The organism is Magnetococcales bacterium (assembly GCA_015228815.1).
Taxonomy (GTDB): Bacteria; Pseudomonadota; Magnetococcia; order Magnetococcales; family UBA8363; genus UBA8363.
In genome coordinates, this window is the sequence record JADGCV010000020.1 from 14,807 (window position 1) to 41,566 (window position 26,760).

Here is a 26,760-nt window from a genome sequence, read left to right on the forward strand (position 1 = left end):
CAGGAATTTCCATTCATGATCCCCGCGACGCGGACCGGTCCATGATTCCATTCAAGCGGGGCCGCATCGCCGCCGTGATCCTGGTGCTGTTCGCGGGATTGGGATTTTCCGTCGTCGCCGCCATCGTCAAGGCGGTCAGCACCGAGGTCCATCCCTTCCAGCTTGTCTTCCTGCGTACTTTTTTCGGTCTGATATGGGTATTTCCCTTTCTGCTGAGGCGGGGCGTTGCCCTGTCCCTGATCTCGGACCATCCCCGGCTGCATCTTCTGCGCGGCATGGCCGGAATTCTCGCCATGGGAAGCGCCTTCTACGCCTATGCCCACCTGCCCCTCGCCCTGGTGACGGCCATCGGCTTCACCACACCGCTGTGGGTCATCGGGCTGGCCTGGTCGCTCTTGCATGAACGCATGGACCGGTCCTCGGGTCTGGCGACGATCATGGGCTTTTCCGGGGTTCTCCTGATGAGCCCCCCGGGGTCCAACCCATGGGAAATCGCCTGGCTTGCCGCCCTGTGCAGCCCTTTTTTCGAAGCCTTGGTCCTGGTGCTCGTCAAACGCCTGACCGCCACGGAACCCATACTCAACATCATCGCCACCTACAGCTTCATTTCGGTCGCCTTCTGGCTGCCCGTAGCCGTATGGGTGTGGCGACCGATCACCAACCATGATCTCTTCGCCATGATCCTGGCCGCCGGCATCGCCACATCAAGCCAGGCCGCCACCATCAATGCCTATTCCATGGCCCCAGCCACCCTCATCACCCCATTTTTCTATGTTCGGTTGATCTTCATTGGGATTATCGGGTATCTGTTCTTTCGGGAACTCCCAACCTGGAATACCTGGCTTGGCGCCATGGTGATCATCGGCAGCAACGTCGCCATTCTCAAACTCAAAGGATAACCGTCGTGCCATTTTGCGGTTTCGCGCCGTCCCGCAATGATGCTCCGCGAAAAAAACGGGGTCCCTGGATCGCCCTCCTGACGATGTTTTTCGCTTTCCTCGCCCCCGCCCCGGGATTTTCCGCCCCGGGGGGAGGATTTCTCCTGGTCATGGACCCGCCCGGTCATGCCAAGGCCACCTGGGCCTGGGAACTGCTCCGGAGTTCACAACGGATGGAAACGGTGGTGCGGATCCTGGAAAACAGTTTCACGCTGCCACGGCCACTGACCATCCGCTTCGGCGAGGGACAGGGACCATCGTATGATCCGGAACAAACGGAAATCCTTCTCCCATATCCCTTCATCGCCGATATTGCCCACCTTCTGTCCCATGGTTCCCAGAGGGATACACAACCCATCGCAATCGATTCCAGGGCGGAATCGATGCGGAACGAAACCCTGGATGTGGTCGAATGGGTCGTCTACCATGAACTGGGGCATGCCTTCATCGATCTGTTCCATCTCCCCGTTCTGGGACGGGAAGAGGATGCCGCCGATGCCCTGGCCACGCTTCTGGCCATCGAACTGGTCGAAGGAGGGGGACGCATCGCCCTGACCGCCGCCGACCTCCTGGGCCGCGTCGCCACCGGCGCCAGAAAAACCACAAACGCCGCCTACTGGAGCGAACACACCATCGACAAGCAGCGATTTTCCCAGGTCGTCTGCTGGGTCTACGGCAGCGACACCATCACCTTCGCCCCTCTGGCGCAAGCGGGAACCATTCCGCCTCATCGGGCAAAACGCTGCCCCGATGCCTTCGCCTCCATGGCCCAGGGATGGATGCGCCTTTTGAACCAATACATCAAACCCGCTTGATAAAGACACGCTTTCGACCACTCATCCCAACCGTCCAAACACCGTACAGGGGGCACTGTCAATATCTTCCATCCACAGCGGCGCGACGATCACCTGCGACAAGGTTTCAAGGGAATGATCCAGATTCATGTCCTCGATCAGCCGAATCGGCCTCCCTGAAGATTGGGGATCAAGAAAGGTCCTGTGACTTTCCCGGCCTTCCGGTCGATGGCGCCGCGCCGTCAGGGATACGAAATCCATCCCCAAGGCCCGAACCCCAGGGCGATTGTGCCGCAGCCACAACCCCACTTCCTTGTCCACGCCAGGGTTGTCCATGCTGTAGACCTCCGTGCCGCGATAACGCTGAAAACCGGTCCGGAAAAGAACCAGATCGCATTCGCTGGTCACATGTTCCATAACCGCCAGGACGCCGATCATTTCTCCCGGACCGCAGGCGATGTCGATCAGACAGGGACTGTCGAAAATCCATTCCCCGGCGGTAAACCCGGTAACCCCCGGCCCCTGATCGAAAAAATGGGCCGGGGCATCGACATGGGTCCCCCAATGATTCTCCAGGGCGATGCGGCAAACATTGGCCGTATCGCCGCCTCGGATCGATTTGACCATCGTTCGTTCAGGCCGTGCCGCCACATCACCATAAACAGGAACAGTCTGGCCCAACGGGTGCGATAAAAGGACCCAGCGTGTTTTTTTCATAATGGCAGTTGGATTCCCATGGGTTTTCCTCCCGTCGAATGATTGCGGGAGCGGCATTTTCAATAGAATGTCATACCATATCCGCGACTGCCACCCAAACAAAAGAACAACCTGTATCCAAAAGCACCGAAGGGCCCAGGTCGAAAAGAGAAACCGGGTCGATTCAGTTGCATTCATTTAAATTTGCCGACCGCTTCGTCCCCGGACCATGGTTCCTGGAAAAATAACGCCAATGGCCCTATTCTTGGACCGATCGGAATTCTCATACCACTTCCGACACATTCCGAACCCAAAGCCGTCCAGTCAAGGAGTCTTGCAGTGGCTGTATCCTGGTTGCATGGTCCCGTTCGCCCCTCCAGCATCGCAGCACGGGAAGAGGCGAAAAAACATCTTGAAACCATGGAGAAACCACCGGGCTCCCTTGGCGTGCTCGAAGAGACTGTCATCCGCCTGGCCGGCCTTTACGGTACCTCCCGGCCCGACCCCGATCCCGCGCGCATCCTTCTCTTCGCCGCCGATCATGGGGTCGCTGCCGCCGGGGTGACGCCCCATTCTCAGAGCATGACCCTGGCCATGGTCGAAAACGCCCTGAAAGGGCGCAGCGCCATTGCCGTCATGGCCCGACATCTTGGATTGCAGTTGGAAATCGTCAACGTCGGCATGTGTCATTCTCCGGAAAATACCCCAGGACTGGTCAACCAACCTGCCGCCCCCGGTTCCAACGACATTCGTTTCCGGCCTGCCATGGACGAGGAACAACTGGCTCTGGCCATGGAGGCCGGTCGAGACGCGGTGCAACGTGCCGTCAATGACGGCATGCGCATGATCATCGCCGGTGAAATCGGCGTTGGCAAAAGCACCCCAGCCGCCGCGGTCGCCGCAGCCCTCCTTGGTATCTCACCCGAATCGGTGGCGGGACCGGGTTCCGGCCTTCATCCAGACGGAATGGCGCGCAAGGCCCAGGTCATTCAACAGGCGCTGGATCTGCATTTGCCCGGACTCAACGGCTCGATGCAAACGGTCCGGCGATTGGGTGGATTCGACATCGCCGCCCTTGCCGGGGCCTTCGTGACGTGCGGTCAATCGGGAATTCCCGCCCTGGTCGATGGTTTGACCGCCTCTACCGCGGCTCTGGTAGCGGTTTCGTTGCATCCAACGCTCAAGGACTGGCTTTTTTTTGGCCACCGCTCCGCCGAGCCGGGACAGTTGCCCTTGATTCGCGCCATGGATGTCATGCCTCTTTTGCACCTGGACATCAGCCTGGGAGAAGGAACCGGCGCCACCGCCGCATTTGCGCTGTTGCGCATGGCCAGTTTCCTTCAACGTGAAATTTCCTATTTTCATTGATCTTGCCTCCATCGAGAGGCACGGTCCGAGTCCCTCTCATGTCGCTTTCACCTTCCCCTGCCCCGGATGGTCCGGGAGACCGACACAAGGAACGGGGCAATGCGTTTCTTGCCCAGGGGCGGTTGGCGGATGCGGCGCAGGCGTATCGTTTGGCGCTGGCCTGTCAACCCGACCATCATCGTGCCATGTCCAACCTGGGAATCGTTTTCCAGGCCCAGGGACGGCTGGAAGATGCGGTGGATTGTTTTTCCAGGGCCTTGGCCATGCAACCGGAATTTGCCGCGGCACACTCCAATCTGGGCGTCGTCCTGCATCGCATGGGACGATTGCACGAGGCCCGGACCCATCTTCTGCGCGCCCTCGAACTGGAACCGGCCTATCCCGAAGCCCTTTCCAATCTGGGCAACCTGTACCTTTCCCAGGGGCGTTGGTTGGACGCCGTTGCATGCTATCGGCGGGCCCTGACGGAAAACCCCGCTTTCCCCGATGCCCTGGCCAATCTGGGAGTCGCGCTGCAGCATCTGGGAAACCTTTCCCAGTCGGCCCTTTGCCTCGAAGGTGCCCTGAACCTTGAACCCAACAGCCATGAATACTGGACCAACCTCGGAGTCGTCCGGTATCGCCAGGGAAACCTGGAATCGGCCATGGCGTGTCTTGACCGTGCCTTGCGGCTCAAACCGGATCATCCCGACGCCCTGGCCAATCTGGGTTGTCTTCTCATGGAGCAGGGACACCTTTCCGAGGCCCTGTCCTGGATCGGAAAAGCGGTGCATATCGCACCGGAGCTTGCCGAGGCCCATTTTGCCGAAAGTCTTGTCTTGTTGTTGTCGGGCGATTTTAAAAAAGGATGGGAAAAGCATGAATGGCGGTGGCGGCGGTCCGGATTTCCTCCGCATGGACGGCCCGAGCCGCTTTGGGACGGGCATTCCCTTGCGGGACGCTCGATTCTTCTTCACTGCGAGCAGGGGTTGGGTGACAGTATCCAGTTCGTTCGCTTCGCCCCGGAGGTCAAGGCCAGGGGTGGGACGGTTCTTCTCAGGTGTCCGCAACCGCTTGCCCGCTTGATGGCCACCGCCGCAGGCATCGATCGATGGGTATTGGAAGGGGAAGAGGGTGTGTCGTGCGATACCCAAGCCCCCTTGATGAGTCTTCCCTGGCTGCTGGGAACGACACTGGAGACCCTTCCCGCCGTCACTCCCTATCTGCACGCGACCCACCCCTCCCCCCTGCCCCGTTCCTGGATGGCTGGACCAAACATGAAAGTCGGGCTGGTCTGGCGTGGCAACCCTATGTTCCGGGATGATGGCAAACGGTCGATGGATCCCTCCCACCTGGTTCCCCTGCTCGGTCTTGCGGGAATCACCTTCATCGGATTACAGGTGGACCTGTCCCCGGGTGAACGGGAGTTTTTCGCGTCCTTCCCCAATTTTTTCGACGCCGGGAATCTTTTGACCGATTTTGCCGTTACCGCCGCCGTCATTCAGGAATTGGATCTGGTCATCTCGGTCGATACGGCAGTCCTTCACCTGGGAGGGGCCCTGGGACGGCCCACCTGGGCCTTGTTGCCCAAAACTCCCGATTGGCGCTGGCTTCTGGAACGGGAAGATTCCCCGTGGTATCCGACCATGCGGCTTTTTCGGCAGAAAAATCGCGGCGATTGGCTGGAGGTCATGGACCGAATCGCCAGGAAACTGTCGGCGGCAAAGTACCCCCAATGATGTGACGACCCGGTGGATACGACACCATGGCCCACTACCACACCCTGGGCGTAAATCCCTCCTGATTGGCGATTCGAACCGTGTTTCCAGACGGGACAATGACAAACAGCCCCTGGTTCATGGCATGCCGCGCTATGTCCTCTTCCACGGTCAATCCCGCGACAACCCCCATGATGCGATAGTCATGGTATGTTGGAGATAATTCTCTAAACAACGGCATTTGTTCCAACAGCAAGTCAACAAAGTCCACCATCATGTTGCGCGAAACAGAAAGAAGAAATATATCTCTGTCAATGATGACTGTCGGACCAAATTTGGCACTGAACCCCTTGTCCTGTCTGTCATATATGATCGTCGCTCGGGCTGTTTGTATTGCAATATTATTTGGATAACCGAACATGGTCGTCCAGTTTGGAAAAATGTGTTCATCAATCAAAATTTCGATCTCATCATCCCAATGTAATCCACTCTTCGAATCAACCGCATTGTCCTCCACGGCATCGATACCATGATTTATTCTGTGAACTATTTCGGTGACCTTCTGCCAGACGGCATCGAACGTTATCTTGTCGGACATGCCAAGGCACTCTTTCTCTCAATTTTTTCCAGTCGGAACACAATACCCACCTTCGGTGTCATTGCCAAACCTGGCACCCCCATGATCCGTCGCCAAGACATCATCACTCCAGCCACCATACGGAAACTCATCGTCACCAGGTACGTGGTACAAACGTTTCCTTATTGGCCAGCTTGACGCTGTCGCCAGACTGAACGATAACGAACAGCCCTTCATTCATGGCGAATCGATCGACATCTTTATCGATCAGGATGCCGGCCACGGCACCCATGACCTGGGCGCCACCCTCGCCTTCGTAGAATTCCTTGAACTCGCGTATCCGTTTCAGATGATCACGGACATCCTCGACGGTCAGACGACTCTTGACCTCCACCAGGACAACGCTGTCGGTGTTGTCCACCAACAGGTCAATCTCCATGCGCTGGCGACCGTCCAGACTCATTACCTTGACCCGAGGCGCGACACGATGCACTGGAACGCCCCGTTCGGCAAACAAGGTCTCGCAGGCCGGAGCAACAATGCCTTCGACGAACTCACCCCACCGACTACCCAGGTTGCCAACCTGCTGGCTGACCTCCTTGATCTTGCGGTCGGTTTCCTTCATCTGCCGGTCGGTTTCCTGCATCTTGCGGTCGGTTTCCCTCATTTGCGCAGAAACTTCCTTGATTTCGCGGGCGGTTTCCCTCATTTGCGCGGAAACTTCCTTGATCTGCTGGTCGGTTTCCTTGATTTTCCGGTCCAACTCCGCTCGCCGCTCACGATCCTCCTGCCGATCCCTCCGTCTCCGCTCACGATCCTCCTGGACCATTTCCTGGAACATTTTCCAGATGTCATCAAAAGTCAAGGCCTGCGACATCACGATGTCTCCCGTTTACAATGACGAAATCGACGCATCCTTAAAGGATGGTTGCGGTTGGCGGAAAAAAAGTCAAGGTTCAATGCGGATTCCAGAATCCATTCCGACAAGAAAATCAATGAACAATCAATCTGTTTTCAGCAAGGTACCCAGGTCTTGAAGATCGGTCCGACTCAACGTCCCCACTGCCTGCTTCAAACGCAGTCGATTGACCAGATAATCATATCGCGCCTGAAGATAATCGCGCTTCGCGGAATAATACTGGCGATAGGCATCGACCACCGTCAAGATATTGCCCACTCCGGCCTTGAATCCTTCCAGACGGGCCTGCAAAGCCCCGTCCTGGGCAACGACCGCCTTGCGCAAGGCAGCCAGGGAGCGGGCGCTCGCCTCCACCGACTGGAACGTGGCTCGGGTCATCCGTTCGGTGCGCCGGAACTCCTGCTCCCGCTCCTGGGAAGCCTTCTCACGTCGGGCCATGGCCTCGCGCACCAGAGAAAGGGTCATCCCCCCCTCGAAAATCGGTACATTGACCTTGACCCCCAACTCCACGTTGTCCACCTTCTGGCCATCCCCATACAAGGAACCATCGCTGTCCTCACGGCTGATCGTACTGACCAGGTTGACCGTCGGCAAATAACCCGCCTGCTGCCGCAAGATTTCCAATCGGGCGATTTCCATCGCCAGATTTCGCGACTGCACCGCCAGATTCTGCTCCAGAGATGCCTGAACCCAGGCATCGACCGACGCGGGTTGTGGCGGGGCGGCATCGAAATCGACCCGAAATCCCTGAATGTCCTCCAGATCGACGCCAACGATCTCCTTGATCCCCTGAAGGGCGTCATCATATTTGTTGCTCGCATCGATCTCCCGCGCCTCGGTCAGAGCGAATCGCGCCTCGGTGTCGTGCAACTGGGTAATCGTCCCCAGACCACTGTCCAGACGCGCCCTGGCCAATTCAAACTGTTTTTCATTGGCCTCCCGCTCCGCCTTCGCCAGCTCACGCGCATCCTTGGCCGCCAACAGATTGAGATAGGCACTCGCCAGACGCAAAATCAAATCCTGTTCCGAAGCGATCAGATTGACCTGCGCCTGCTCGACCGCCAGACTCGCCTGATTCATCTTGACCAACGCCTGCGCCTTGAACACCGGTTGGGTGATCGTCAAAGTCAAATCCTGGCTGGGATAATCGGAGTTGCCCGTCGAAAAGGTTGGATTGGAGGCGCGCAGGATGTTCTGATACATGCTGACATGCTGATAATCGAAGGAGGCAGTCGGCAGATGACCGGCACGCGCCTGGGGAATCGCCTCCTGATTGGCATCGAGATCCGATTTCGCCACTTGATATTTGGGATCGTTGCTCATGGCCTGCCGAAACAGGCCAAGGAGGGTTTTCGCCCCCTTGGGTATCTCGACCGGAGGCGTCTTGCGCACCCAATACCCCTCCTGCTCCAATTGCACTGGCCGAATCACGACCACCGGACGGGCACGATCATGCAGATCACGCCGCAAATCAGGACGCCGCCCATCACGTCCGACACGAGTCGCCGGGACCTCGCTCCCCGGAGCGGGTTTGCGTACCGCAAGCGTCAAAGTCTTCTGCTGCCCTCCCAGCTCCGAATGAGCGACGTCGAAGGTCTTGGCAATCATCGGTGACGAACCGGACAACTCGAAAATCAACCGTCCCGATCCCAACCGGGTCGATTCGACCCGGGCACTGCGCACCGAAGGATGACTCGATGTAAATCCCGCAACCGCCGCATCCAAACGATTGGGCGTCCATCCGAGAAAATCGACGATCAGTTCCGGTGGATCATCGACGGTGTAGGCGTTGACGCGACTGCCGTCAACTCCGGGAAGCACGAAGGTTAATCGTCCCACCAGCTCGTCGATCCGGATCCGTGACAACGCCGACATCCCGGCCACCATCCGCGCAGGCGCCGCATCCGGCGCGATGCTGATCGAGATTCGGCCCGTATCCCCCTCCAAAGCCCCCGAACCAGCCACCAGGTCGGAAGTCTCGGCAAGATGAAACATCAGACGGCTGCTCCCCTTGTCGATCGGACGTACCATAACCCCACGGATCATGGGATTGGAGGTCCGAAAGGAACGCGCCACTGCCACCAGCTCCTTGTGTCCCACCCCCGGCAGATCGACCAGAAGACGCGGCGGCTTGTCCTCGAAGGAAACCTCCGCCACCAGACCGCGGTTGCCCGCCAACTGCAGTTCGATCCGCCCCTCGTGCCCCACCAGGCCGATGGAAGACAATACCGCCGCTTCCCGCGGTCGTTCCTGGCCCAGAGTCGCCGGTCCCAACACCAGTTCCCAACGTGACCGGTCGCCGCCTCCCGCGACAATGGTCTCGTCCAATACCTCCGACGGGCCACGCAACTGGACCAATAATCGCGCTGATTCCCCCTCCCCCGGAAGAACATGAACCCCGCGAACCGCAGCCAATGGTTTCCGCGATTTCCCGATCCGGTCCATCAGTTCCCTGGCGTCGGTCCCCTTGAGCTCGATGATCACCTCCTGCCCGGAGTTTCCAAGCGCGGCGCCATTGAACACCCCGACCCGGGTTTCAAGCTGAATGCGAACGATCTCCCCATCCTCCCGAACATCAAACTCCGATACCGCCTCCACAGCGGCCAACGCTCTTCCTGAAATCGACAAAAAAATACAAGCCATTGCTATAATCCATGGCCATACCTTATTCTTCATCCACCCCGGTAATCGATTCATAGACGCAGAGCCTTGGCAATCCTTATCTTGGATTCATGTTGCCCACACCATACCACCTCATCCCTTCGCTGTAGCGCACTCATATCCCGAGCGCACGATCAACCCAAGCGACATGTTCTTATTTTACCAGTTTCCATGCATTCCAATCCATGAACAATCATTTTTGACGATCAAGTCTTTTTCAGTCCATTCAACCCCCATGGCGGACATATCATTACTCATCGATATAACAATATAAGAATTGACGATCGTCAATTCTTGCATAAAATGACCAACAAATAATTCTGAATGACACCACCGGAAAACAATTCCCGAGACAAAAAATGACACGATAAAACATACCATTGCCAAAACAGTCCTTGACATCCCCGGATCAACAGGGCCAACCTGTCTGCATGAATGTGTCACTTTCTTTATCAATGCCAATGGAGGAATCCGTGGACAAACCCCTTCCTCTCAATAATACGATCCCTTTCCCCCATGCCCCCCCCAGCACCGAGCCTATGAACGAGGAACAACAGGGCTACAATTGCGACGAACTCGCGATGCTTTTCGACATGGTGGACAGCACGACTTTGTTGGACCTGATCGATGGCACCACCCTGCCGGATTGTTCCAAACCGTAACGCCCGGTCTTCCGGCCCCCCCACGAAAACGATGGATCGTGTGGCTCCCGCAGGGAAGAAATACATTCGGGAAATAAAAAAAAGGGGCGGCGCCTTTTCGGCGCCGCCCCTTCTCGTGCTGCGACTGTTCTTACTGCAACTTAAACTTACTTGCCACCGAAGATGGCTTTGCCTTGACCGGCGGAACCAAGCACATTCTTGTTCTTTTCGATGATCATTTTCTTCAGTTCGTCACGGGCCGGTCCAAGGTATTTGCGGGGATCGAATTCGGCGGGCTTGTCGGCGAAGACCTTGCGAATCATCGCGGTCATGGCCAGGCGTCCGTCGGAGTCGATATTGATCTTGCAAACGGCGGAACGGGTCGCCCGGCGCAGTTGATCCTCGGGAATGCCGACCGCGTCTTTCAGGGCGCCGCCATGGCCGTTGATCATGCCCACATAGGTCGGAACCACCGACGAGGCGCCGTGCAACACGATCGGGAAGCCGGGGATGCGGCGTTCGATCTCTTCCAGGATGTCGAAGCGCAACGGAGGGGGAACCAGGACGCCCTCGGCGTTACGGGTGCATTGGGCGGGGGTGAACTTGTTGGCGCCATGAGAGGTGCCGATCGAGATGGCCAGTGAATCGACTCCGGTCTTGCTGACGAACTCTTCGACCTCCTCGGGACGGGTATAGGTCGATTTGTCCGCCACGACATCGTCCTCGATCCCGGCCAGAACCCCAAGTTCCCCTTCAACGGTCACGTCGCGACCATGGGCATATTCCACGACCTTCTTGGTCAGGGCGATGTTGTCGGCGAAGGAGTGGTGCGACCCGTCGATCATCACCGAGGAAAACCCGGTGTCGATGCACGATTTGCACAGATCCAGGGTATCGCCGTGATCCAGGTGCAGCGCGAATTTAAGGTGGGGATTGATTTCCTTGAGGAGTTCCGCCGCACCCTGGGCCATGTAACGCAGAAGCGTCTGGTTGGCATACTTGCGGGCGCCCGAGGAGACCTGAAGAATGAACGGGGAGTCGGACTCACCGCAACCGGTCACGATGGCCTGCAACTGTTCCATATTGTTGAAGTTGTAGGCCGGGATGGCAAACTTGCCCTCGAAGGCGGCCTTGAACATGGCTTTGGTGTTGACGAGTCCTAATTCTTTATAGCTGACGGTCATGTTTTCCTCATTTTCGTTGACGTGTTTAAGGCGGTGGTCCCCGGTCCCGATCCGAATCCCTTCCATTCCGGAAAACCCGGTTCACAACCGATACCTGTACATCACTGATGCAACTTTTTCGGGATGGTGCTTCATTTTCGATTCCCGGATGTTAACAGCACCGACACCAATCGGCAATCCATTTCCTTCGATAATACCAAAGATGGGAAGCCCGACTGGCTGTCCTTGCGAACCCGACTCCGGCAATCCTGGTCTGAATCAACCGTAACGCCGCTCGAACTCTTTCATGAACTCCGTCAATGCCGTGACCCCTTCGTCGGGCATGGCGTTGTACAGCGACGCCCGCATCCCGCCGACCGAACGATGTCCCTTCAAGGTCATCAATCCCGCCCGGGTCGATTCGGACAGGAAGGTTTCGGTAAGATCCGGATTGCTCAGCGTGAAGGGAATGTTCATGCGCGACCGGCTCCCCTTTTCGTTGGGGCAACGATAGAAGCCCGACTGGTCGATCACCCGATAGACCTGATCCGCCTGACGGATGTTGCGCTGTTCCAACCCTGCCACCCCGCCCTGATCCCGGACCCAGTCGAGAACCATCCCGAGAATATAGATGGCATAGGTCGGCGGTGTATTGAGCATCGACTGCTCGGCGGCCTGGGCCTTGTAGTCGAGCATCACCGGAAGGTTGGCGTGGCGCCCTTCAAGGTCCTTGCGAATGATGACCACGGTCACCCCGCTGGGGCCCAGATTTTTCTGCGCCCCGGCATAGATAATCCCGAACCGGTTGACATCGACGACCCGGGACAGGATGTTGGAGGACATGTCGGCAACCAGAGGCACCTTGCCGGTATCGGGGGTATAGTGAAACTCCGTCCCATAAATGGTGTTGTTGGTGGTCATGTGGGCATAGACGGCCTCGGGGTCGAGCTTGAGTTCGTCCTGGGTCGGAATCCGGGTAAACCGGACATCCTCGCTCGAAGCGGCAACCCGGATTCGGGAAAATATTTTTTTCGCCTCCTTCATCGCCTTTTTCGACCAGCTTCCGGTCAGGATATAGTCGGCGGTTTCTCCCTGGGGGTCGGTGATCAGGTTCATCGGCACCATGGCGAACTGCAACGTCGCACCCCCTTGAAGGAACAACACATCGTAGTCCTCGGAGATCCCCATCAGGGACCGGAGCATCGATTCGGCATGCTGGATGATGCCCAGATATTTTTTCGAACGGTGACTCATTTCCATCACCGACATGCCGGACCCCTGATAATCCAGCATCTCGTCCCGGGCACGTTCCAGCACCGCCACAGGCAAGGCGGCGGGACCGGCACTGAAGTTGTAAACACGTCCCATCTGTCCTCTACGCTCCTTCATCGTGGTAAAAGAAAAAGGGCGCATGATCCAATGAATGGGCGCGCCCAGGAATAACCGATCATGAATACGTCACCCGCCCGACTGGCGGGTGCGTTCGTCATGCGTGCGGGGGGGCTATTTGTTGGCCCGGTTGCGAATCAGGTTGTCCACCACCGTCGAATCGGCGAGGGTCGTTGTATCACCAAGGTTTTCCAGCTCGTTGGCGGCGATCTTGCGCAGGATGCGCCGCATGATCTTGCCGGAGCGGGTCTTGGGAAGACCTGGAGCCCACTGGATGATGTCCACCTGGGCGATGGCGCCAATCTCCTTGCGCACCAGAGCGGTCAGTTCTTTCTGCAACTTTTCCGACGGCTCCACCCCCTGCATCAAGGTGACATAGGCATAGATCCCGTTGCCCTTGATGTTGTGCGGATAGCCCACCACGGCAGCTTCCGAGACGCTTTCATGGAGCACCAGGGCGCTTTCGATCTCGGCGGTTCCCAGATTGTGCCCCGAAACGATGATGATGTCATCGACCCTTCCCGTGATCCAATAATAGCCATCCTCATCGCGTTTGCAACCATCTCCGGTAAAGTATTTTCCCGGAACCGCGGAAAGGTAGGTTTCGAGAAAACGCTGATGGTTGCCATAAATGGTCCGCATCATGCTGGGCCAGGGACGGGCCATGACCAGGTTGCCCTCGGTCGCCCCTTCGAGCACCCGCCCCTCCGCATCGGTCAACTGCGGCTCGATGCCGAAGAACGGGCGCGTCGCCGATCCCGGCTTCAGCGGGGTGCATCCGGGAAGCGGCGTGATCAGGATCCCCCCCGTTTCCGTCTGCCACCAGGTATCGACGATCGGACAACGCCCCTCTCCAACCACATGATAATACCATTCCCACGCCTCCGGATTGATCGGTTCCCCCACCGAGCCCAGGAGCTTCAGGGATTTGCGGCTGCTTTTCCGGACCGGTCCATCCCCCAATCCCATCAGGGAGCGGATGGCGGTCGGCGCGGTATAGAAGGTATTCACCCGGTGTTTGTCGATCACCTGCCAGAAGCGGGAGGCGTCGGGATAGGTTGGAATCCCTTCGAACATCAACGTCGTCGCCCCGTTGGCCAGGGGACCATAGACGATGTAGGAATGCCCGGTCACCCAGCCGACATCGGCGGTACACCAAAACACATCCCCATCGTGATAGTCGAAGATAAACTTGTGGGTCATGGCGGTATAGAGACAATATCCGCCGGTACAATGTTGCACCCCCTTGGGTTTGCCGGTGGAGCCCGAGGTGTAGAGAATGAACAGCGGGTCCTCGGCGTCCATGTGTTCCGGAGGACACGCCGGCTCCACAAGCGCCGCGGCCTCATGATACCAGACATCCCGCCCCGCGACCCATTGGACCTCCGTGCCACTGTGACGCACCGTCAAGACCGTGTGGACGTTGGGACAACTCTTGAGGGCCTGATCGACGTTGGCCCGCAGGGGCACCACCTTGCCGCCACGGAAGCCGCCATCGGCGGTGATGACGGTCCGACAGTCGGAATCGAGAATCCGGTCCTTGATGGAATCGGGAGAAAATCCGCCGAACACCACCGAGTGGATCGCGCCGATCCGGGCACAGGCGAGCATCGCCACCGCCGCCTCGATGATCATCGGAAGATAGATGCAGACCCGATCCCCCTTCGAAACGCCACGTCCCTTGAGGACATTGGCCATCCGGCACACCTCGGCGTGCAACTGGCGATAGGTGATCCGGCGGTCCGAACCGGGATCATCCCCTTCCCAAATGATGGCGGTCTGGTCACCCCGCGTTTCCAGGTGACGGTCGAGGCAGTTGTACGAGGCATTGGTCGTGCCGCCCTCGAACCAGCGGATGTGCCCCTTGCGAAAATCATGATCCAGCACCCGGGTCCAGGGAGTGAACCAATGGACAAATTCACGCGCCCGGTCACCCCAGAAGGTCTCGGGATCGTCGATGGATTGCCGGTACCATCGCTGGTACGTTTCCTCGTTGATGAAGGCGTTCTCGGCAAACTCCTTGGGTACGGGATAGACCTTGCTCATGTCGATTCTCCTGGTATGCGCCATGGCCTGGCGGCAGGCATCGTCGCTGTTTGGATCGCGTAAAAAACGGACCTTCGGATCTCCTGGAACCGCCACCCACGGCGTTTCCCCTGGTCCCATCACTTGCGGGTTCCCCCCTTGACGACGGGCATTGTAACACTTCATCCGTCAGGAATCAGTCCTCTTTTTCCATTCGTGTCAAAAAATTGGATCGCGCCCGGGAAAGGCTCCACGATGACATCGGCAACAGCCCCCGTCCTGAAACGATCCCCGAAATCCATCTCTTTCAATCATGGCACGGGTCCTGCGTGACGGCATTGTCGCCGACCTTGAACAAACCCTCGGGAAGCGAACGCTTCCGTTCCTACGACAACCAAATGAAAGAATTCGACAATGGCCATTTCCAAAGTAAGCGCCCTCATGTCCAGCGTCAGCCATCTGATGACCACCCGGGCCATGCAGGCAAGCCAGAAACTGGGCGAAAAGGTGCATGCCAGTTCTTCCCAGACCGCCAACGCCATTCACGAACGTTCCAACGTCCCGCAATATGGCAAAAGCCAGGCCTTCAAAATCAATATTTCCAAGACCGGAATGGCCAATTTTGAAAGCATGCAGGCCAACAATAAATGACCCGGGCGTCATTCACGAAAGCGTCGTCCGACCCGCCGCGACCTCGATCAATTCCAGTTCCGTCTTGCGGATTCGTTGCAGCCTGATCTCTCCGGTTCCCGAGTGAAAAACGATCCTGCGGCCCCACGGGCCGCCCACATCGGAAGAGACAAGGCGCAATTTTTTCTCCCGGATCAGGTCCATCGCCACCTCGACGTTCCTCCGCCCGATGGCGATCGATTCTTCCTGGGTCTTGCCGGGAAGGGTGAACATCATGGCCCCGCCGAACAGTTTGACTTCCAATTCCCTGGCCGCGATTCCCATCTGGTCGAACCATGAGAGCATGAAATGGAACGCACAGGAGACATAATCCCCCATCAACCGACACACCTTCAATCCATTGCAGCCGTGATCGCACGGGCGCGACGGAAGTTTGCCATGGCAGATCGCGCCCAACTTCCGATGGGGATGAAACAGCACCACGGAAACACACGATCCCAGGACGGTATGAACCTCCATGGGCCGAATGCCCAGAAACAGTTCTCCAGGATCCAGGGTGACGAAGCGGCTCGCATGTTCCATGAGGGCCATGGGCTGGCTCAAACCGACCGGGTGGCGATGAAGCGACGAATGGCCTGTCGAAGGCCGACCTTGTCGGTCCAGTCGAGCCAGATCACGACCGAGCCCCCCACCATTCGCAACGGAATCGAAAAATCGACGCGAAGATTGGCAACCTGTCTTTCCCCGAACGATGACGCCTCCTCGACCTGGCCATCGCGAAGATTGAACGAGGCCATGCTCATGTTCCAGTCACGCGGATTTCCCCTGAAGAACACCGGTTTCTTTCCTTCCAGATCCGCATCCAGCAGACCGCTCAAGGTGCTGACGCACGTATAGAGCAACAGGTCCCCGACATCGGTGAATGTTTCCCGACACACTTCATTGTGCATCGATTCCGGGACATGCTCGCCATACAGGGCATCCAGAAGCGGGGCCACCGATTCGCCGCGCAGCAACAAAAGTGCTGTCCCCGCCACTTCTTCCGTTCGCGCCAGAATCAGCTTGAAACCCATCTGCACCAGACAGGCCGCCGATCCCACCAATTGTTCAATGTTTTCGATCAGGCGTTGCGCCGCGGTCATTTCGATGCATGGAGGAGAAAACTCGATCTCCGCATCGACCATTTCACTCAGGGTGGGAACCGCATGCCCCAGACTGAGGTTGAACATCTCCCTGATCGCGTCTTCCTCCAGTTCGTCCAACATCTTCCGCCCCCCTGCCCATGAAGCGATGTCGCCGAAAAATACCGCAACCGCCGTTCATCGAAGCCCCTTCGAACCGTCCAGCGAAAGACAGGACCTCGTTGAACGATACTCCTTGTTCACCTCTGGTTGCCATGTTTTTTTCCGATCCGATTCCCCGCTTTCTCCTTCCGTCAACGGCAGTACCACCTTGAACATGGATCCCTTCCCCAACACACTTTCGACGATGATTTCACCCCAATGGGCATCGACGATCTTCTTGACGATGGACAAACCCAAACCAACGCTCTTTTCCCGGCCCGTGGGACGCGCACTCAATTTTTCGAAAGGGCCGAACATGCGTCCCTTGTCTTCCTCCGAGATGCCCGGTCCCTCGTCGGTCACCGAGAACCAGACGCCCCTTGGATCCCGACCCGTGCGAACGGTTATGGTGCATGAATCATTTGAAAACTTGATGGCGTTGCCAATCAGGTTATCGACGACCTGCCCCATCCGGTCCTCATCGAAGAAAACCTCTCCGGTCGTGGAAAACTCCGAGGCGATCCGGATCGATTTCCGATCCGCGGAAAATTGAAGCAGTTCAATGCGGGATTGGACCATCCGTTCCAGGTTGTGCGGTTTGCGGCACAATCGGAACTGGCCACTTTCGATGACCGAGACATCGAGAAGATCATCGATAAGATGGCGCATCTGCATGCCGACGTTGTGGATGGCGGAAAGAAATCGATGCTGCTCATCCCGCGCCAGCTCCAGGTTGAGCAACAAATCGGACATGCCACAGATGGAGTTGAGTGGATTGCGCAGGTCGTGAGCGGCCATGCCGAGGAATTTATTCTTCAGATCATTCAATTCCTGCAAGCGTTTCCTCTGCCGCAAAAGTTCCAGATGGGTGTGAATACGCGCCAGAACCACCCCTGGACTGAACGGTTTGCGGATGAAATCGACCGCGCCCAGTTCCAATCCATGCGTTTCATCGGCAGGATTGCTCATTCCGGTAATGAAAATGACCGGTATCCCCGCCGTGGCCGGGTCCGCCTTGAGTTGACGGCACACCTCCAGTCCATCCATTTCCGGCATGAGGATATCCAGAAGAATCAGGTCGGGAAGGGGCAAGGTACGGGTCCGCTTCAAAGCCTGAAGTCCATTCTTGGCGACGATGACGCGAAACTCGTCGCTCAGAAGCCCCACCATGACATCGATATTTGCCTTCTCGTCATCGACCACGAGAATTCTTGCCGACTCGTCCTCGATCATCGCTCTTCTTCTCCACCACGGGCATCCCGAATCATCGGACCCCGGCCCATTGAAAACATGACGATTCCCACTCCTTGTTTCTCCCCCTCCGGCACGCCATCGTCAACAGGTTCCACCCTCCGAAAACTGCCGCACCTGATTGCGTCCACGGGACTTGGCCAGGTACAACCCCTTGTCGGCCATCTCGATCAAATGACCGCGGGCGATGTCGAGCGTGGGGACGACCGTTGCGGTCCCCAGACTCAAGGTGACGATTTCGTCCGCGTCGGACCGGGGATGGGGCAGACGCAAATCCCGGCAATTGGCCAGAATGCGCCGCGCCACGATTCCCGCCCCTTCGGCGCTGGTTTCGGGCAAGACGCAGGCAAATTCCTCGCCACCATAACGACAGGCCAGATCCACGGTTCGCGGCATCGCCTCGGCGATCGACCGGGCAATCTTGACCAGACATTCATCCCCCGACGTATGCCCCAGGGCATCGTTATAACGTTTGAAAAAATCAATATCCATCAGGATCAGTGACAAAGGGTGCCGATAACGGAGGGATCGTTCCCATTCATATTCCAGGAATTCGTCAAAACGACGGCGATTGGCAATTCCTGTCAGACCATCGAGCACCGCCATTCGTTCCAGGGCATCGCCACGCCGCTTAAGTTCGACATGGGTCTTGACCCGCGCCAAAGTGATCATGGGACTCAAGGGTTTGCTGATGTAATCGACCGCCCCCACCTCGAAACCCAAGGCCTCATGCTTTTCCTCGGTCTGACCGGTGACGAAAATGACAGGTATTTCCCGGGTCAACATGTTTTTCTTCACCAGACGACACACCTCGTAGCCGTCCATCCCCGGCATGACGACATCGAGCAGAATCAGGTCCGGCAGTGGTGGCCGTTCCAATCGTTTGAGGGCCTGAATCCCATCCTTGGCGATGGCCGTTCTGTAATAAGGTTTCAGCAATCCATCAAGGATATCGATGTTGATTTTTTCATCATCGACGATGAGAATCTTGGCTTTGTTGTCCGCGCCGTTTTTGGAGGGCAAGGGGCTCATGGTCTGTTTCATCGGGGGTTGGAAAACGACAGATTCAGGGTTGCGGCAATATCGCGGAATGTCGCCTGGGCCGCGTCGAATTCATACTCATCGATTTGTGATTCAAGATGCCGCAACGGTTCCGACAACCGGGAATCGGACAACAGTTCCCGGGTCCGGATCACCAGGTTCAAAGCGTCCGAATCGCCCTCGTCGAGCATTCGGTGCAGTTCGGCGAACAACGGCGTCAGACGATCGATTTCCAGGGGTTCGACAGGCCGATCGTTCGTTTCCGCGACGGGTGTTTTCCGTTCGACGCCCGTATCGAGGTCCGAAAGAAAGGATTCCAGAGCCGCCATCACCCGCTCGACCGCGACCGAAAAGGGACGGATGAACCCGTCGATCCCTTCCAGGTTCTTCTCCTTCAATCGCGACTCCAACCGTTGCGCCACCTCCATCAATTCTTTCGCGCCGATGGTTCCGGCCATTCCCTTGAACGTATGAACCAAACGGTGCGCCGAAACCGGGTCACCCGTTGCGAGCAGGTCACCGACCCTGGTCACGACATCACGATGGGAAGAAAGAAGATTCCTGATTATTTTCAGATACAAGGATCGTTTTCCACTGACATTCCCAAGGCCGAGGACAACATCGACGCCATCGAGGAATTCCGGCCATGGCGTCGCGTCCGGCCCCTGTATCACGGGAGAAGGACCCTTATGGTCCAAACCTTCGCCCACGCCCGCGGACGGCGAACGCGGCGAAACCACCACCAGCCGGCACAAGGTTTCGAACAGGGCGGGGGGATGAATCGGTTTGGTCAGGTGTTCGTTCATTCCCGCCAGAAGGCATTTTTCACGGTCACCGGCCATGGCGTTGGCGGTCATGGCGATGATGGGAACCGAGCGTCCCTCCGGAAGGTTCCTGATCTCCCTGGTAGCGGTGTAGCCATCCATCACCGGCATCTGGATGTCCATGAGAATGGCATCGAAGGTTTCCACGGCAACCGTTGCCACCGCTTCGGCGCCGTTGTTGGCGATCCGCACCGAAAACCCCTTGTCCTCCAACAATTCCCGTGCGACCTGCTGATTGATTTCGTTGTCTTCCACCAGCAACAGTCGCCCACCACGAATGCGCGACAGGTCCGCTTCGATGCGCTCCGGTGGAGGTAAAGAGATCCTGGGATATTCCCTGTTTTCCCCGAGAATGGTCAACACCGTGTCGAACATGACCGAAAGATTGACCGGTTTGGTCAACAGCATGTCGATTCCCGACTGGCTGGCCGCCAGGGCGACATCCTCCCGCGAATAGGCGGTCACCATGACAATTTTGGGCACCTTGATGCCGGGAAAACGTCGATTGATCTCGCGGGCGGTCCGGATCCCGTCCATCTCGCCCATTTTCCAGTCGAGGAAAACCATCCGATACGGTCGTCCCTCGCGACCGGCCCGTTCCAGTTCGGACAAGGCTTCCTCCCCCGAGGAGACCGCGGTCACCCGGAACGAAAAGGATTCGAGCGATTTTTGCACGATTTCCCGCGCCACCGGATTGTCATCGGCGACCAATACCCAAAGCCCCACATACGCCCGCGAGGGCAGCCGAAAACGGCGCCGGTTCGTATCCTTGCGACCAAAGATGGCGGTAAAATGAAACGTCGAACCCTGACCGGGAACGCTCTCCACCCAGATTTTTCCCCCCATCATTTCCACAAGCCTTTTGCAGATGGTCAACCCCAGTCCGGTGCCACCAAATTTCCGGGTCGTCGAAGAGTCGGCCTGGGAAAACGCCCGGAACAGCCGGTCCATCTCCTCCTCGTTCAAACCAATGCCGGTATCCCGGACCTTGAAATGGAGTTCGACACGAAATTCCTCGCACTGTCGCGGATGAATCGCAAGGACAATGTTTCCCTTTTCGGTAAACTTGACGGCATTGTTGGCCAGATTGATCAATACCTGCCCCAAACGGAGCGGATCACCGATCAATTTCATCGGCACCCCGGTATCGACATGGAAACTGACCTCCAATCCCTTCTCGTCCGCCTTCATGGAAATCAGGTTGGCGACATCGTTGAGAACATCATCCACATGAAACGGCACCGTCTCGATGGTCAGTTTTCCCGCCTCGATCTTGGAGAAATCAAGGATATCGTTGATGATTCCGAGCAGCGATTGCGCCGAGGAGGAAATCTTGGAAACATAGTCGCGCTGCCGGGGATCGAGATCGGTCTTCAAGGCCAGATGGGACATGCCGATGATGGCATTCATGGGCGTGCGAATTTCATGACTCATATTAGCCAGAAAATCGCTTTTGGCCTGATTGGCTTTTTGCGCCGTCTCCTTGGCAATCTTGAGTTCCCGGGCCTGATTGCGCAGCAGGTGTTCACGGGAAACGGTATTGGTGATGTCCTGGATCTGGATGCAACAGTGTCGCACCCCATGGCCATCGCGAATCGCCCGGATCTGCACCATCTGATCCATGCGCGCATTCCCGGAACTTTTTTCCGAGGCGGTGAACAACGGAAACGGAGTCGGGGTCAGACGGTGCGACAGCATGGTCGGCAATCCCGAACCCAGGGCACTCTCGATGGCCCGATGGATCCGGGAGCTTTCAAGTTCGCCGAACACCGCGAACAGGGACCGTCCAAGGACCTGCCGGGCCTGTAATCCCGTTGCCTTGTGCATCCATTCGTTCCAGAACACGATCACCTGACCCGGATCAAGAATGACCGTCCCCACCGTTCCCACTTCGAGGGCATTCAGCAACAGATCGAGGTCCAAACCGGTCATGTCGTCCCATGGCGCGGCACAGCCGCAATGCTGAAAGAGTGCCAGTCCCAAGGATGGATCCGTTCCCGACCCGTCGGATCGAACCCCCTACAAGTTCTCCAGAATCACCGCCAATTCACGTTTCAGGATCATCATCGCCTGTTGCGAGAACAAGAGAACGACAAACCCGCTCAAGGTATGTTGTGCTTCATTTTCGTCACTGGTCTTGAAATCCATCATCAACACGAAGGCCCGTTCGTCATCGTCATCCTCCCCATCCGCCATCAACGACTGCCTTTGTGCCGCAAGGTGCGAGGAAACATCCAGTAAAAATCGGCTCGATCCCCGCAAATATTCCGCCGCTTCGAACTCGAACTCGATGCTCATCATCTGGGTAAAACTTTCCAGGAATGCGTTGAGAATGACATTTCCGACATCGAGCAGGGTTTCCTGTTCCAGTTCGGTCAGCACCTCCAGGGGAATTTCCTCGTTCAACAATGTCCGTACCAGTTCCAGGCTTTCACTGCCCGGAAAAATCAACAGGGCGGTTCCCGTCAGTTCCCCTCTGAAATTCTGCCGGACCGCAACCAGTTTTTCCTCATGATCATCCCGAAGCAACATCCGGGTCGCCTCTTCATAGGGGACAACCTTGAGTTTTGGCAGCGTCAGCAGCACTTCGTTGTTGACCATCCGACTCAATGAATTGGCCGCCATGCCCAATCCAAGATTAAAAAATTCCTTAAGCGCATCTTCCTCCAGTTCGCTCAGACGAAACATTTCCTCCTTCTCCCGGCGCATGATCGTTCCATTGTTGTTATTAATTGATTTCTCGTTGGAAAAGAAGCCGATGGACAGCCCTGCCGATCGTCCCCTTGAGATCTGGAAGTTTCGAGATATCCAAAAACAGCATCACCTCCCCGGCGATTTCCCGGCTTGCGGAACGAAATTCGACCACCAGTTGCAACACCTTGTCCTGAAGTTCCACAGGTCGGCGTTTTTGTTCGTTTGGCCCCGTCATCGTCATCGCCTGGCTTCCCTGGGCGCGGGAGATTTCGATCAGAAGATCCGCGGCGCGATGAAGGTGGACCTCGGGCAGCTTCGAATCAAACTCCGTCTCGATCATGTCGGCCAGGCTGGACAGGCAGGCGTGCAAAAGCAGATTCCCCAATTCCGCCAGGACATCTATTTCGCTGACTTCCGAACCACAAAGCATTGACGCCAGATTCCGACTGCTCACCTGGGAAACGATCAAAAAGGCCTCTCCCGAAAAGCCATGCGCGTTTTTTTCATCGACAAAAGATTGGCGAATGGTATGGGCGTCGAAATCAAAACGGGCGGCACAGAGATCGATGGCGGCGCGCTTGGGAAGAATGTGGACGGAAGGGACCGTGACGTGAATTTCTTCACCCAGCAATTCGCTCAAGGCGGCGGAACCCGATCCGAGACCAATGTTAAACGCCTCGGCCAGAAGGTCGAGTTCCAGTTCACTCAGAAAGCCCATGGACCCATCCGAAGTGCATGATGATCGTGGCGCAACCACCGCTCGCGCGCCACGTCCTGCATGGCGGCAGTGCGTTATCGCTCATTGCGCATGGCTGCGGTGATCTTGTCCTGATTGACCGGTTTCTTGATGAAGCCGATCCCGATGGATTCGGCGCGTTGCTGCATCCGTTCCTGAATGTTGGCCGTCACCAGGTGAATGGACAGCCCCGGTTGTTTCCGCAGCAACCGTTCCGCCAGATCGATTCCATTCATTCCCGGCATGTTGAAATCGACCAATGCCAGATCAAGTGCCACCCCCTCGGTCTTCTCCAGGGCCTCCTGACCATCCTTTGCCTCCAGGAGTTCCCAATCCTTGAACCCGTCCGCAAAAATTTTGCGCACCATCATCCGAGCCAGACTGCTGTCATCCACAATCAAGGCCTTCATCTTTGTCATCACATCATCTCCAATTCAATTCAATCCGCTCCTTAACCATCCATTGCCAGGAGCAACTCATTCCCGCTTTTCCGATCCCTCCAGCAATGCCGAAACATTGAGCAGAAAGGTAATCCCCCCGTCGGGCAGGACCGCGGTCCCGGCAAGAATCTGAATATGCGAAAACATCCGATCGATCGGTTTGATCAACAGCGATGCGTGCCCCAGAATGGCTCCAACCTCCAGGCCGAACAGTTGTTCCTGGGCCTGAAGAATCGCGACATGGAGTTCCCTGGCGGAATGAATCCGCTCCAGTTCCCTCTGGCCACTGCGTCCTGGACCATCGCGACGGAGCAACCGTTGCAGCGGCACCAGGGGCAACAATTTTTCCCGTACCCGAACCATGGGCGATTGCATCTTGCCCTCGATGTTACGACGAATATCATCGCCATAGAAGGAAACCAGTTCCACGACATTGGCCTGGGGCAGAGCGAACGTTTCACCGCTGTCGTTGATCATCAAGGCGGATACGATGGCCATGGTCTGGGGAATGGACATGCGAAAGGTCGATCCCACCCCCGGAGTGCTGTCGATGACGATGGTCCCGCCAATCTTGTCGAGCGCGGCCTGAACTACATCCATTCCGGTTCCACGTCCCGAAATCCTGCTGATTTCCCGAGCGGTCGAAAAACCAGGAGCCATGATGAGCCTGATGATTTCCGCCTCTTTCATGGAGGCGGCCTGTTCGGGGGTGATTCGCCCGGTGGCAAGGGCCTTGTTCAGGATCGCCCCTGGATCGATACCTCTGCCATCATCCCTGATTTCCAACAGGATCTGTCCATGTTTCTGTTCGGCGGCGAGCGTGATCCGCCCCGCCGGCGGTTTTCCCAGAGCGGATCGTTCCCCGGAAGGCTCGATGCCATGATCGACGGCATTGCGAATCAGATGGCCCAGAAGTTCATTGATGGCGACAAGGACATTGCGATCCACCTCCGTTTCCTCGCCAACCAGTTCGAGGACAACCTTCCTTCCCGTCTCGACCGACAGATCCCGGACCAGACGGTGATACTGTTCCCAGATCCGGCCAATGGGCTGGAGACGATATTTGATCACCTCCTCCTGCAACCAGTGAATCTGTTTGCCATGGACTTCGAGAATCTGATCCACCTGGCCGGGGCGCTCCGACAAAACATACTTGAGCTGGTTGAAGGAAGCCCCCAATTCACCGACCTGATTCATCAAGGTGTCCAGACGGCTCAAGGACAACCGGATCGATTCCAGCGAGCCGGGATTGCCGGCGGTTTCGGTTTCTCTGGGGCTGGCGACGCCAACCGGAAGCGTCACCGTTTCGTCTCCGTCCCCGGCCAGGGAAGAAGTTTCGGCGGGCTTTGCGGAGCGGGTGGTGGTTTCTGGTCCGTGGCAAGAAAGAATCGCCCGGTCCGGTTCAGTCGATTTGTGCGTCAATTTTTCGGCGATATTATTGAAAGGTTCCGGGACCATCTCCGTCGGAGGCGACAAGTCGACCGCCACGGACGCCGGGGTCGCGAATCCTTCCAGGGCGCCGATGATCGAAGAAAAATCACTCGCCCCCTCCGATCCCGACCGGGCGATTTCCTCCAATGTCCGTCCAACCCCGTCCACGACTCCGAGCAGGATCGTCCCGATTTTCTGGTCCATGACGAGATGACCGTCACGCATCAAGTCCAGAACCGTTTCCGCCCTGTGCGCCAATTCCTCCAGGCGCGGAAAACTCATCATCCGGCAATTGCCCTTGACCGTATGCATGTCGCGAAAAATGGCATTGACCCGCTCCCGATCCCCTGGATCGGTTTCCAGGTCGAGCAAACCTTTCTCGATACGGCGCAGCGCCTCCCGGTTTTCCGAGAAAAACTCCTCCATGAGCGCCTTTTTGGTCTCTTCGTCGAACATGATGCCCTTCAGGCAAAAAGAGAACAACCAAAGTCAAGAGAAAACCGTGACGATACGCCATTACAGGCGGATTCTCTACCGCAATGCCTTGGAAGGCAAGAGAAAACTTCGCAGGGCTATCAGTGGAGAGCGAAGTCGGCGTTTTGGGAAATCCTCCATCTTCATGCCCGAGCGGCAAACACCTCGTCCAGGGATTGGGAATCGAAGATCCGCAGGCTCCATTCTTCCAATGATTTGGAATCAGCCTGGGAGAGCTTTTCCTGGGCCCAATCGGGCAATGCGCCAAAACGGCGTTGGAGAATGCCGACCAGAAGATTGGCCTGGCCGATTTGTTCGCCTTTTTGCAAGCCTTTTTGCAAGCCTTCTTGCAAGCCTTTTTGCAAGCCTTCTTGCATGCCTTTTTGCAAGCCTTTTTGCAAGCCTTCTTGCAGGCCTTCTTGCTTTCCATCGATCAATCCGGCGCCATAGGTGGACTGCACCATGCTCGCCTGGAAATGCAGATCATCCTGATAGCGCTCGTAGGCCTGTCGTTCCGACTCCGGCAGGTTCAGAATATCGAACAGATTCTTGGCCTTGAGCAAACCGCGCGCCGTGAATTCATCCCGGATCTCGCCTGTCTTGAGAAAATAGATCCACTCATCCAGACTTGTCCGTGCCACTTCATTAAAACGGTTGACCTTGATCAGGTAATATTCCGGGAAGATTTCCCGGATCGTTCGGCGACAGAACAGACTCTTCTGCCCTTCATTGAGTTGCAGTTCATCCTTGGTGTTCAGGCCATGGAACGAGGTCGTGCCATGGTAGATATAATCCCTGCCCTCGCCAAGATCAAAATACAAAATGCTGATCGATATGATCCTTGGTATGTTTGCATAGGCATCACCTGCCTTCAGATGCTCCGTGACGGCCTTGGAGGAGGCAAAGACCAGGCGTTGCAGGTAGTCATGTTCCCGTTCGAATTGCAGTTCGATCAGGATCAATTCACCCTGGCCGTTCTTGACCTTCATGTCAACGCGGTTGTACTTGTCCAGAGGGTCATCGCGGTTGCTTTCGCTCTCCAGGATTTCGACGATGCGCACGTCGGTCATAAGCAATTCGCTCAGCAG

At 56.9% G+C, this 26,760-nt stretch carries 23 protein-coding genes; 6 read left to right on the top strand and 17 right to left on the bottom strand.

The features are described from left to right. Positions 1-41 precede the first annotated feature (41 nt). Positions 42-899 carry a DMT family transporter gene (locus tag HQL76_09850; GenBank protein MBF0109468.1) on the top strand — a complete coding sequence of 286 codons (858 nt, stop codon included), beginning with the start codon at positions 42-44 and terminating at the stop codon, positions 897-899. Between the two features lie 5 nt (positions 900-904). Continuing rightward, positions 905-1,753 (top strand): hypothetical protein, encoded by an 849-nt coding sequence (locus tag HQL76_09855; protein ID MBF0109469.1) that lies wholly within the window; start codon positions 905-907, stop codon positions 1,751-1,753. A gap of 21 nt (positions 1,754-1,774) precedes the next feature. On the opposite strand, the gene HQL76_09860 is transcribed toward HQL76_09855, so the two are convergent. Beyond that, a complete protein-coding gene (locus HQL76_09860) occupies positions 1,775-2,449 on the bottom strand; it encodes a cyclase family protein (GenBank protein ID MBF0109470.1) in 675 nt (224 codons plus the stop codon). A gap of 318 nt (positions 2,450-2,767) precedes the next feature. Here HQL76_09860 and cobT point away from each other — a divergent pair, with 318 nt between their 5' ends. Both cobT and HQL76_09870 read left to right on the top strand, forming a co-directional pair. Then, positions 2,768-3,796: a nicotinate-nucleotide--dimethylbenzimidazole phosphoribosyltransferase gene (gene cobT, locus HQL76_09865; protein ID MBF0109471.1), complete on the top strand. Its 1,029-nt coding sequence runs from the start codon at positions 2,768-2,770 to the stop codon at positions 3,794-3,796. Positions 3,797-3,834: 38 nt separating this feature from the next. Beyond that, the gene (locus HQL76_09870) at positions 3,835-5,514 is read left to right on the top strand and encodes a tetratricopeptide repeat protein (protein MBF0109472.1); all 1,680 of its coding nucleotides are present in this window, start codon (positions 3,835-3,837) and stop codon (positions 5,512-5,514) included. A gap of 34 nt (positions 5,515-5,548) precedes the next feature. Here the strand turns inward: HQL76_09870 and HQL76_09875 are convergent, their stop codons facing one another. The 3 genes from HQL76_09875 to HQL76_09885 all read right to left on the bottom strand — a co-directional run bounded on the left by HQL76_09875 (position 5,549) and on the right by HQL76_09885 (position 9,632). Beyond that, complete coding sequence (locus HQL76_09875; protein ID MBF0109473.1) at positions 5,549-6,091, bottom strand: hypothetical protein; 543 nt, start codon at positions 6,089-6,091, stop codon at positions 5,549-5,551. Positions 6,092-6,224: 133 nt separating this feature from the next. Then, positions 6,225-6,947 (bottom strand): DUF3782 domain-containing protein, encoded by a 723-nt coding sequence (locus tag HQL76_09880; protein ID MBF0109474.1) that lies wholly within the window; start codon positions 6,945-6,947, stop codon positions 6,225-6,227. Between the two features lie 126 nt (positions 6,948-7,073). Beyond that, positions 7,074-9,632: a TolC family outer membrane protein gene (locus HQL76_09885; GenBank protein ID MBF0109475.1), complete on the bottom strand. Its 2,559-nt coding sequence runs from the start codon at positions 9,630-9,632 to the stop codon at positions 7,074-7,076. Between the two features lie 491 nt (positions 9,633-10,123). Here HQL76_09885 and HQL76_09890 point away from each other — a divergent pair, with 491 nt between their 5' ends. Then, complete coding sequence (locus tag HQL76_09890) at positions 10,124-10,312, top strand: hypothetical protein (GenBank protein MBF0109476.1); 189 nt, start codon at positions 10,124-10,126, stop codon at positions 10,310-10,312. Between the two features lie 146 nt (positions 10,313-10,458). Here the strand turns inward: HQL76_09890 and HQL76_09895 are convergent, their stop codons facing one another. The 3 genes from HQL76_09895 to acs all read right to left on the bottom strand — a co-directional run bounded on the left by HQL76_09895 (position 10,459) and on the right by acs (position 14,889). Next, the gene (locus tag HQL76_09895) at positions 10,459-11,475 is read right to left on the bottom strand and encodes a class II fructose-1,6-bisphosphate aldolase (protein MBF0109477.1); all 1,017 of its coding nucleotides are present in this window, start codon (positions 11,473-11,475) and stop codon (positions 10,459-10,461) included. Positions 11,476-11,733: 258 nt separating this feature from the next. Beyond that, positions 11,734-12,822, bottom strand: coding sequence for a 3-phosphoserine/phosphohydroxythreonine transaminase (gene serC, locus HQL76_09900; GenBank protein ID MBF0109478.1), 1,089 nt, complete (start codon positions 12,820-12,822; stop codon positions 11,734-11,736). 135 nt (positions 12,823-12,957) lie between these two features. Next, complete coding sequence (gene acs / locus HQL76_09905; GenBank protein MBF0109479.1) at positions 12,958-14,889, bottom strand: acetate--CoA ligase; 1,932 nt, start codon at positions 14,887-14,889, stop codon at positions 12,958-12,960. 393 nt (positions 14,890-15,282) lie between these two features. Between acs and HQL76_09910 the strand changes: the two genes are divergently transcribed. Next, positions 15,283-15,519 carry a hypothetical protein gene (locus tag HQL76_09910; protein MBF0109480.1) on the top strand — a complete coding sequence of 79 codons (237 nt, stop codon included), beginning with the start codon at positions 15,283-15,285 and terminating at the stop codon, positions 15,517-15,519. A gap of 12 nt (positions 15,520-15,531) precedes the next feature. Here the strand turns inward: HQL76_09910 and HQL76_09915 are convergent, their stop codons facing one another. From HQL76_09915 to HQL76_09960, 10 genes are all read right to left on the bottom strand, one after another. After that, complete coding sequence (locus HQL76_09915; protein MBF0109481.1) at positions 15,532-16,089, bottom strand: chemotaxis protein CheD; 558 nt, start codon at positions 16,087-16,089, stop codon at positions 15,532-15,534. A gap of 8 nt (positions 16,090-16,097) precedes the next feature. Next, positions 16,098-16,763: a hypothetical protein gene (locus HQL76_09920; protein MBF0109482.1), complete on the bottom strand. Its 666-nt coding sequence runs from the start codon at positions 16,761-16,763 to the stop codon at positions 16,098-16,100. A gap of 54 nt (positions 16,764-16,817) precedes the next feature. Then, on the bottom strand, positions 16,818-18,014 hold the full coding sequence (locus tag HQL76_09925; GenBank protein MBF0109483.1) for a hybrid sensor histidine kinase/response regulator: 1,197 nt from the start codon (positions 18,012-18,014) through the stop codon (positions 16,818-16,820). A gap of 102 nt (positions 18,015-18,116) precedes the next feature. After that, positions 18,117-19,076, bottom strand: coding sequence for a diguanylate cyclase (locus HQL76_09930; protein MBF0109484.1), 960 nt, complete (start codon positions 19,074-19,076; stop codon positions 18,117-18,119). Continuing rightward, positions 19,073-21,880, bottom strand: coding sequence for a response regulator (locus HQL76_09935; GenBank protein MBF0109485.1), 2,808 nt, complete (start codon positions 21,878-21,880; stop codon positions 19,073-19,075). Before HQL76_09935 ends, HQL76_09930 begins: the two co-directional genes overlap by 4 nt. A 36-nt stretch (positions 21,881-21,916) precedes the next feature. Beyond that, complete coding sequence (locus HQL76_09940; GenBank protein ID MBF0109486.1) at positions 21,917-22,606, bottom strand: hypothetical protein; 690 nt, start codon at positions 22,604-22,606, stop codon at positions 21,917-21,919. Positions 22,607-22,625: 19 nt separating this feature from the next. Continuing rightward, the gene (locus tag HQL76_09945; protein MBF0109487.1) at positions 22,626-23,309 is read right to left on the bottom strand and encodes a hypothetical protein; all 684 of its coding nucleotides are present in this window, start codon (positions 23,307-23,309) and stop codon (positions 22,626-22,628) included. 74 nt (positions 23,310-23,383) lie between these two features. Further along, complete coding sequence (locus HQL76_09950) at positions 23,384-23,746, bottom strand: response regulator (GenBank protein ID MBF0109488.1); 363 nt, start codon at positions 23,744-23,746, stop codon at positions 23,384-23,386. 57 nt (positions 23,747-23,803) lie between these two features. Then, positions 23,804-25,654 (bottom strand): chemotaxis protein CheA, encoded by a 1,851-nt coding sequence (locus HQL76_09955; GenBank protein ID MBF0109489.1) that lies wholly within the window; start codon positions 25,652-25,654, stop codon positions 23,804-23,806. Positions 25,655-25,815: 161 nt separating this feature from the next. Beyond that, a complete protein-coding gene (locus HQL76_09960; protein ID MBF0109490.1) occupies positions 25,816-26,760 on the bottom strand; it encodes an Rpn family recombination-promoting nuclease/putative transposase in 945 nt (314 codons plus the stop codon).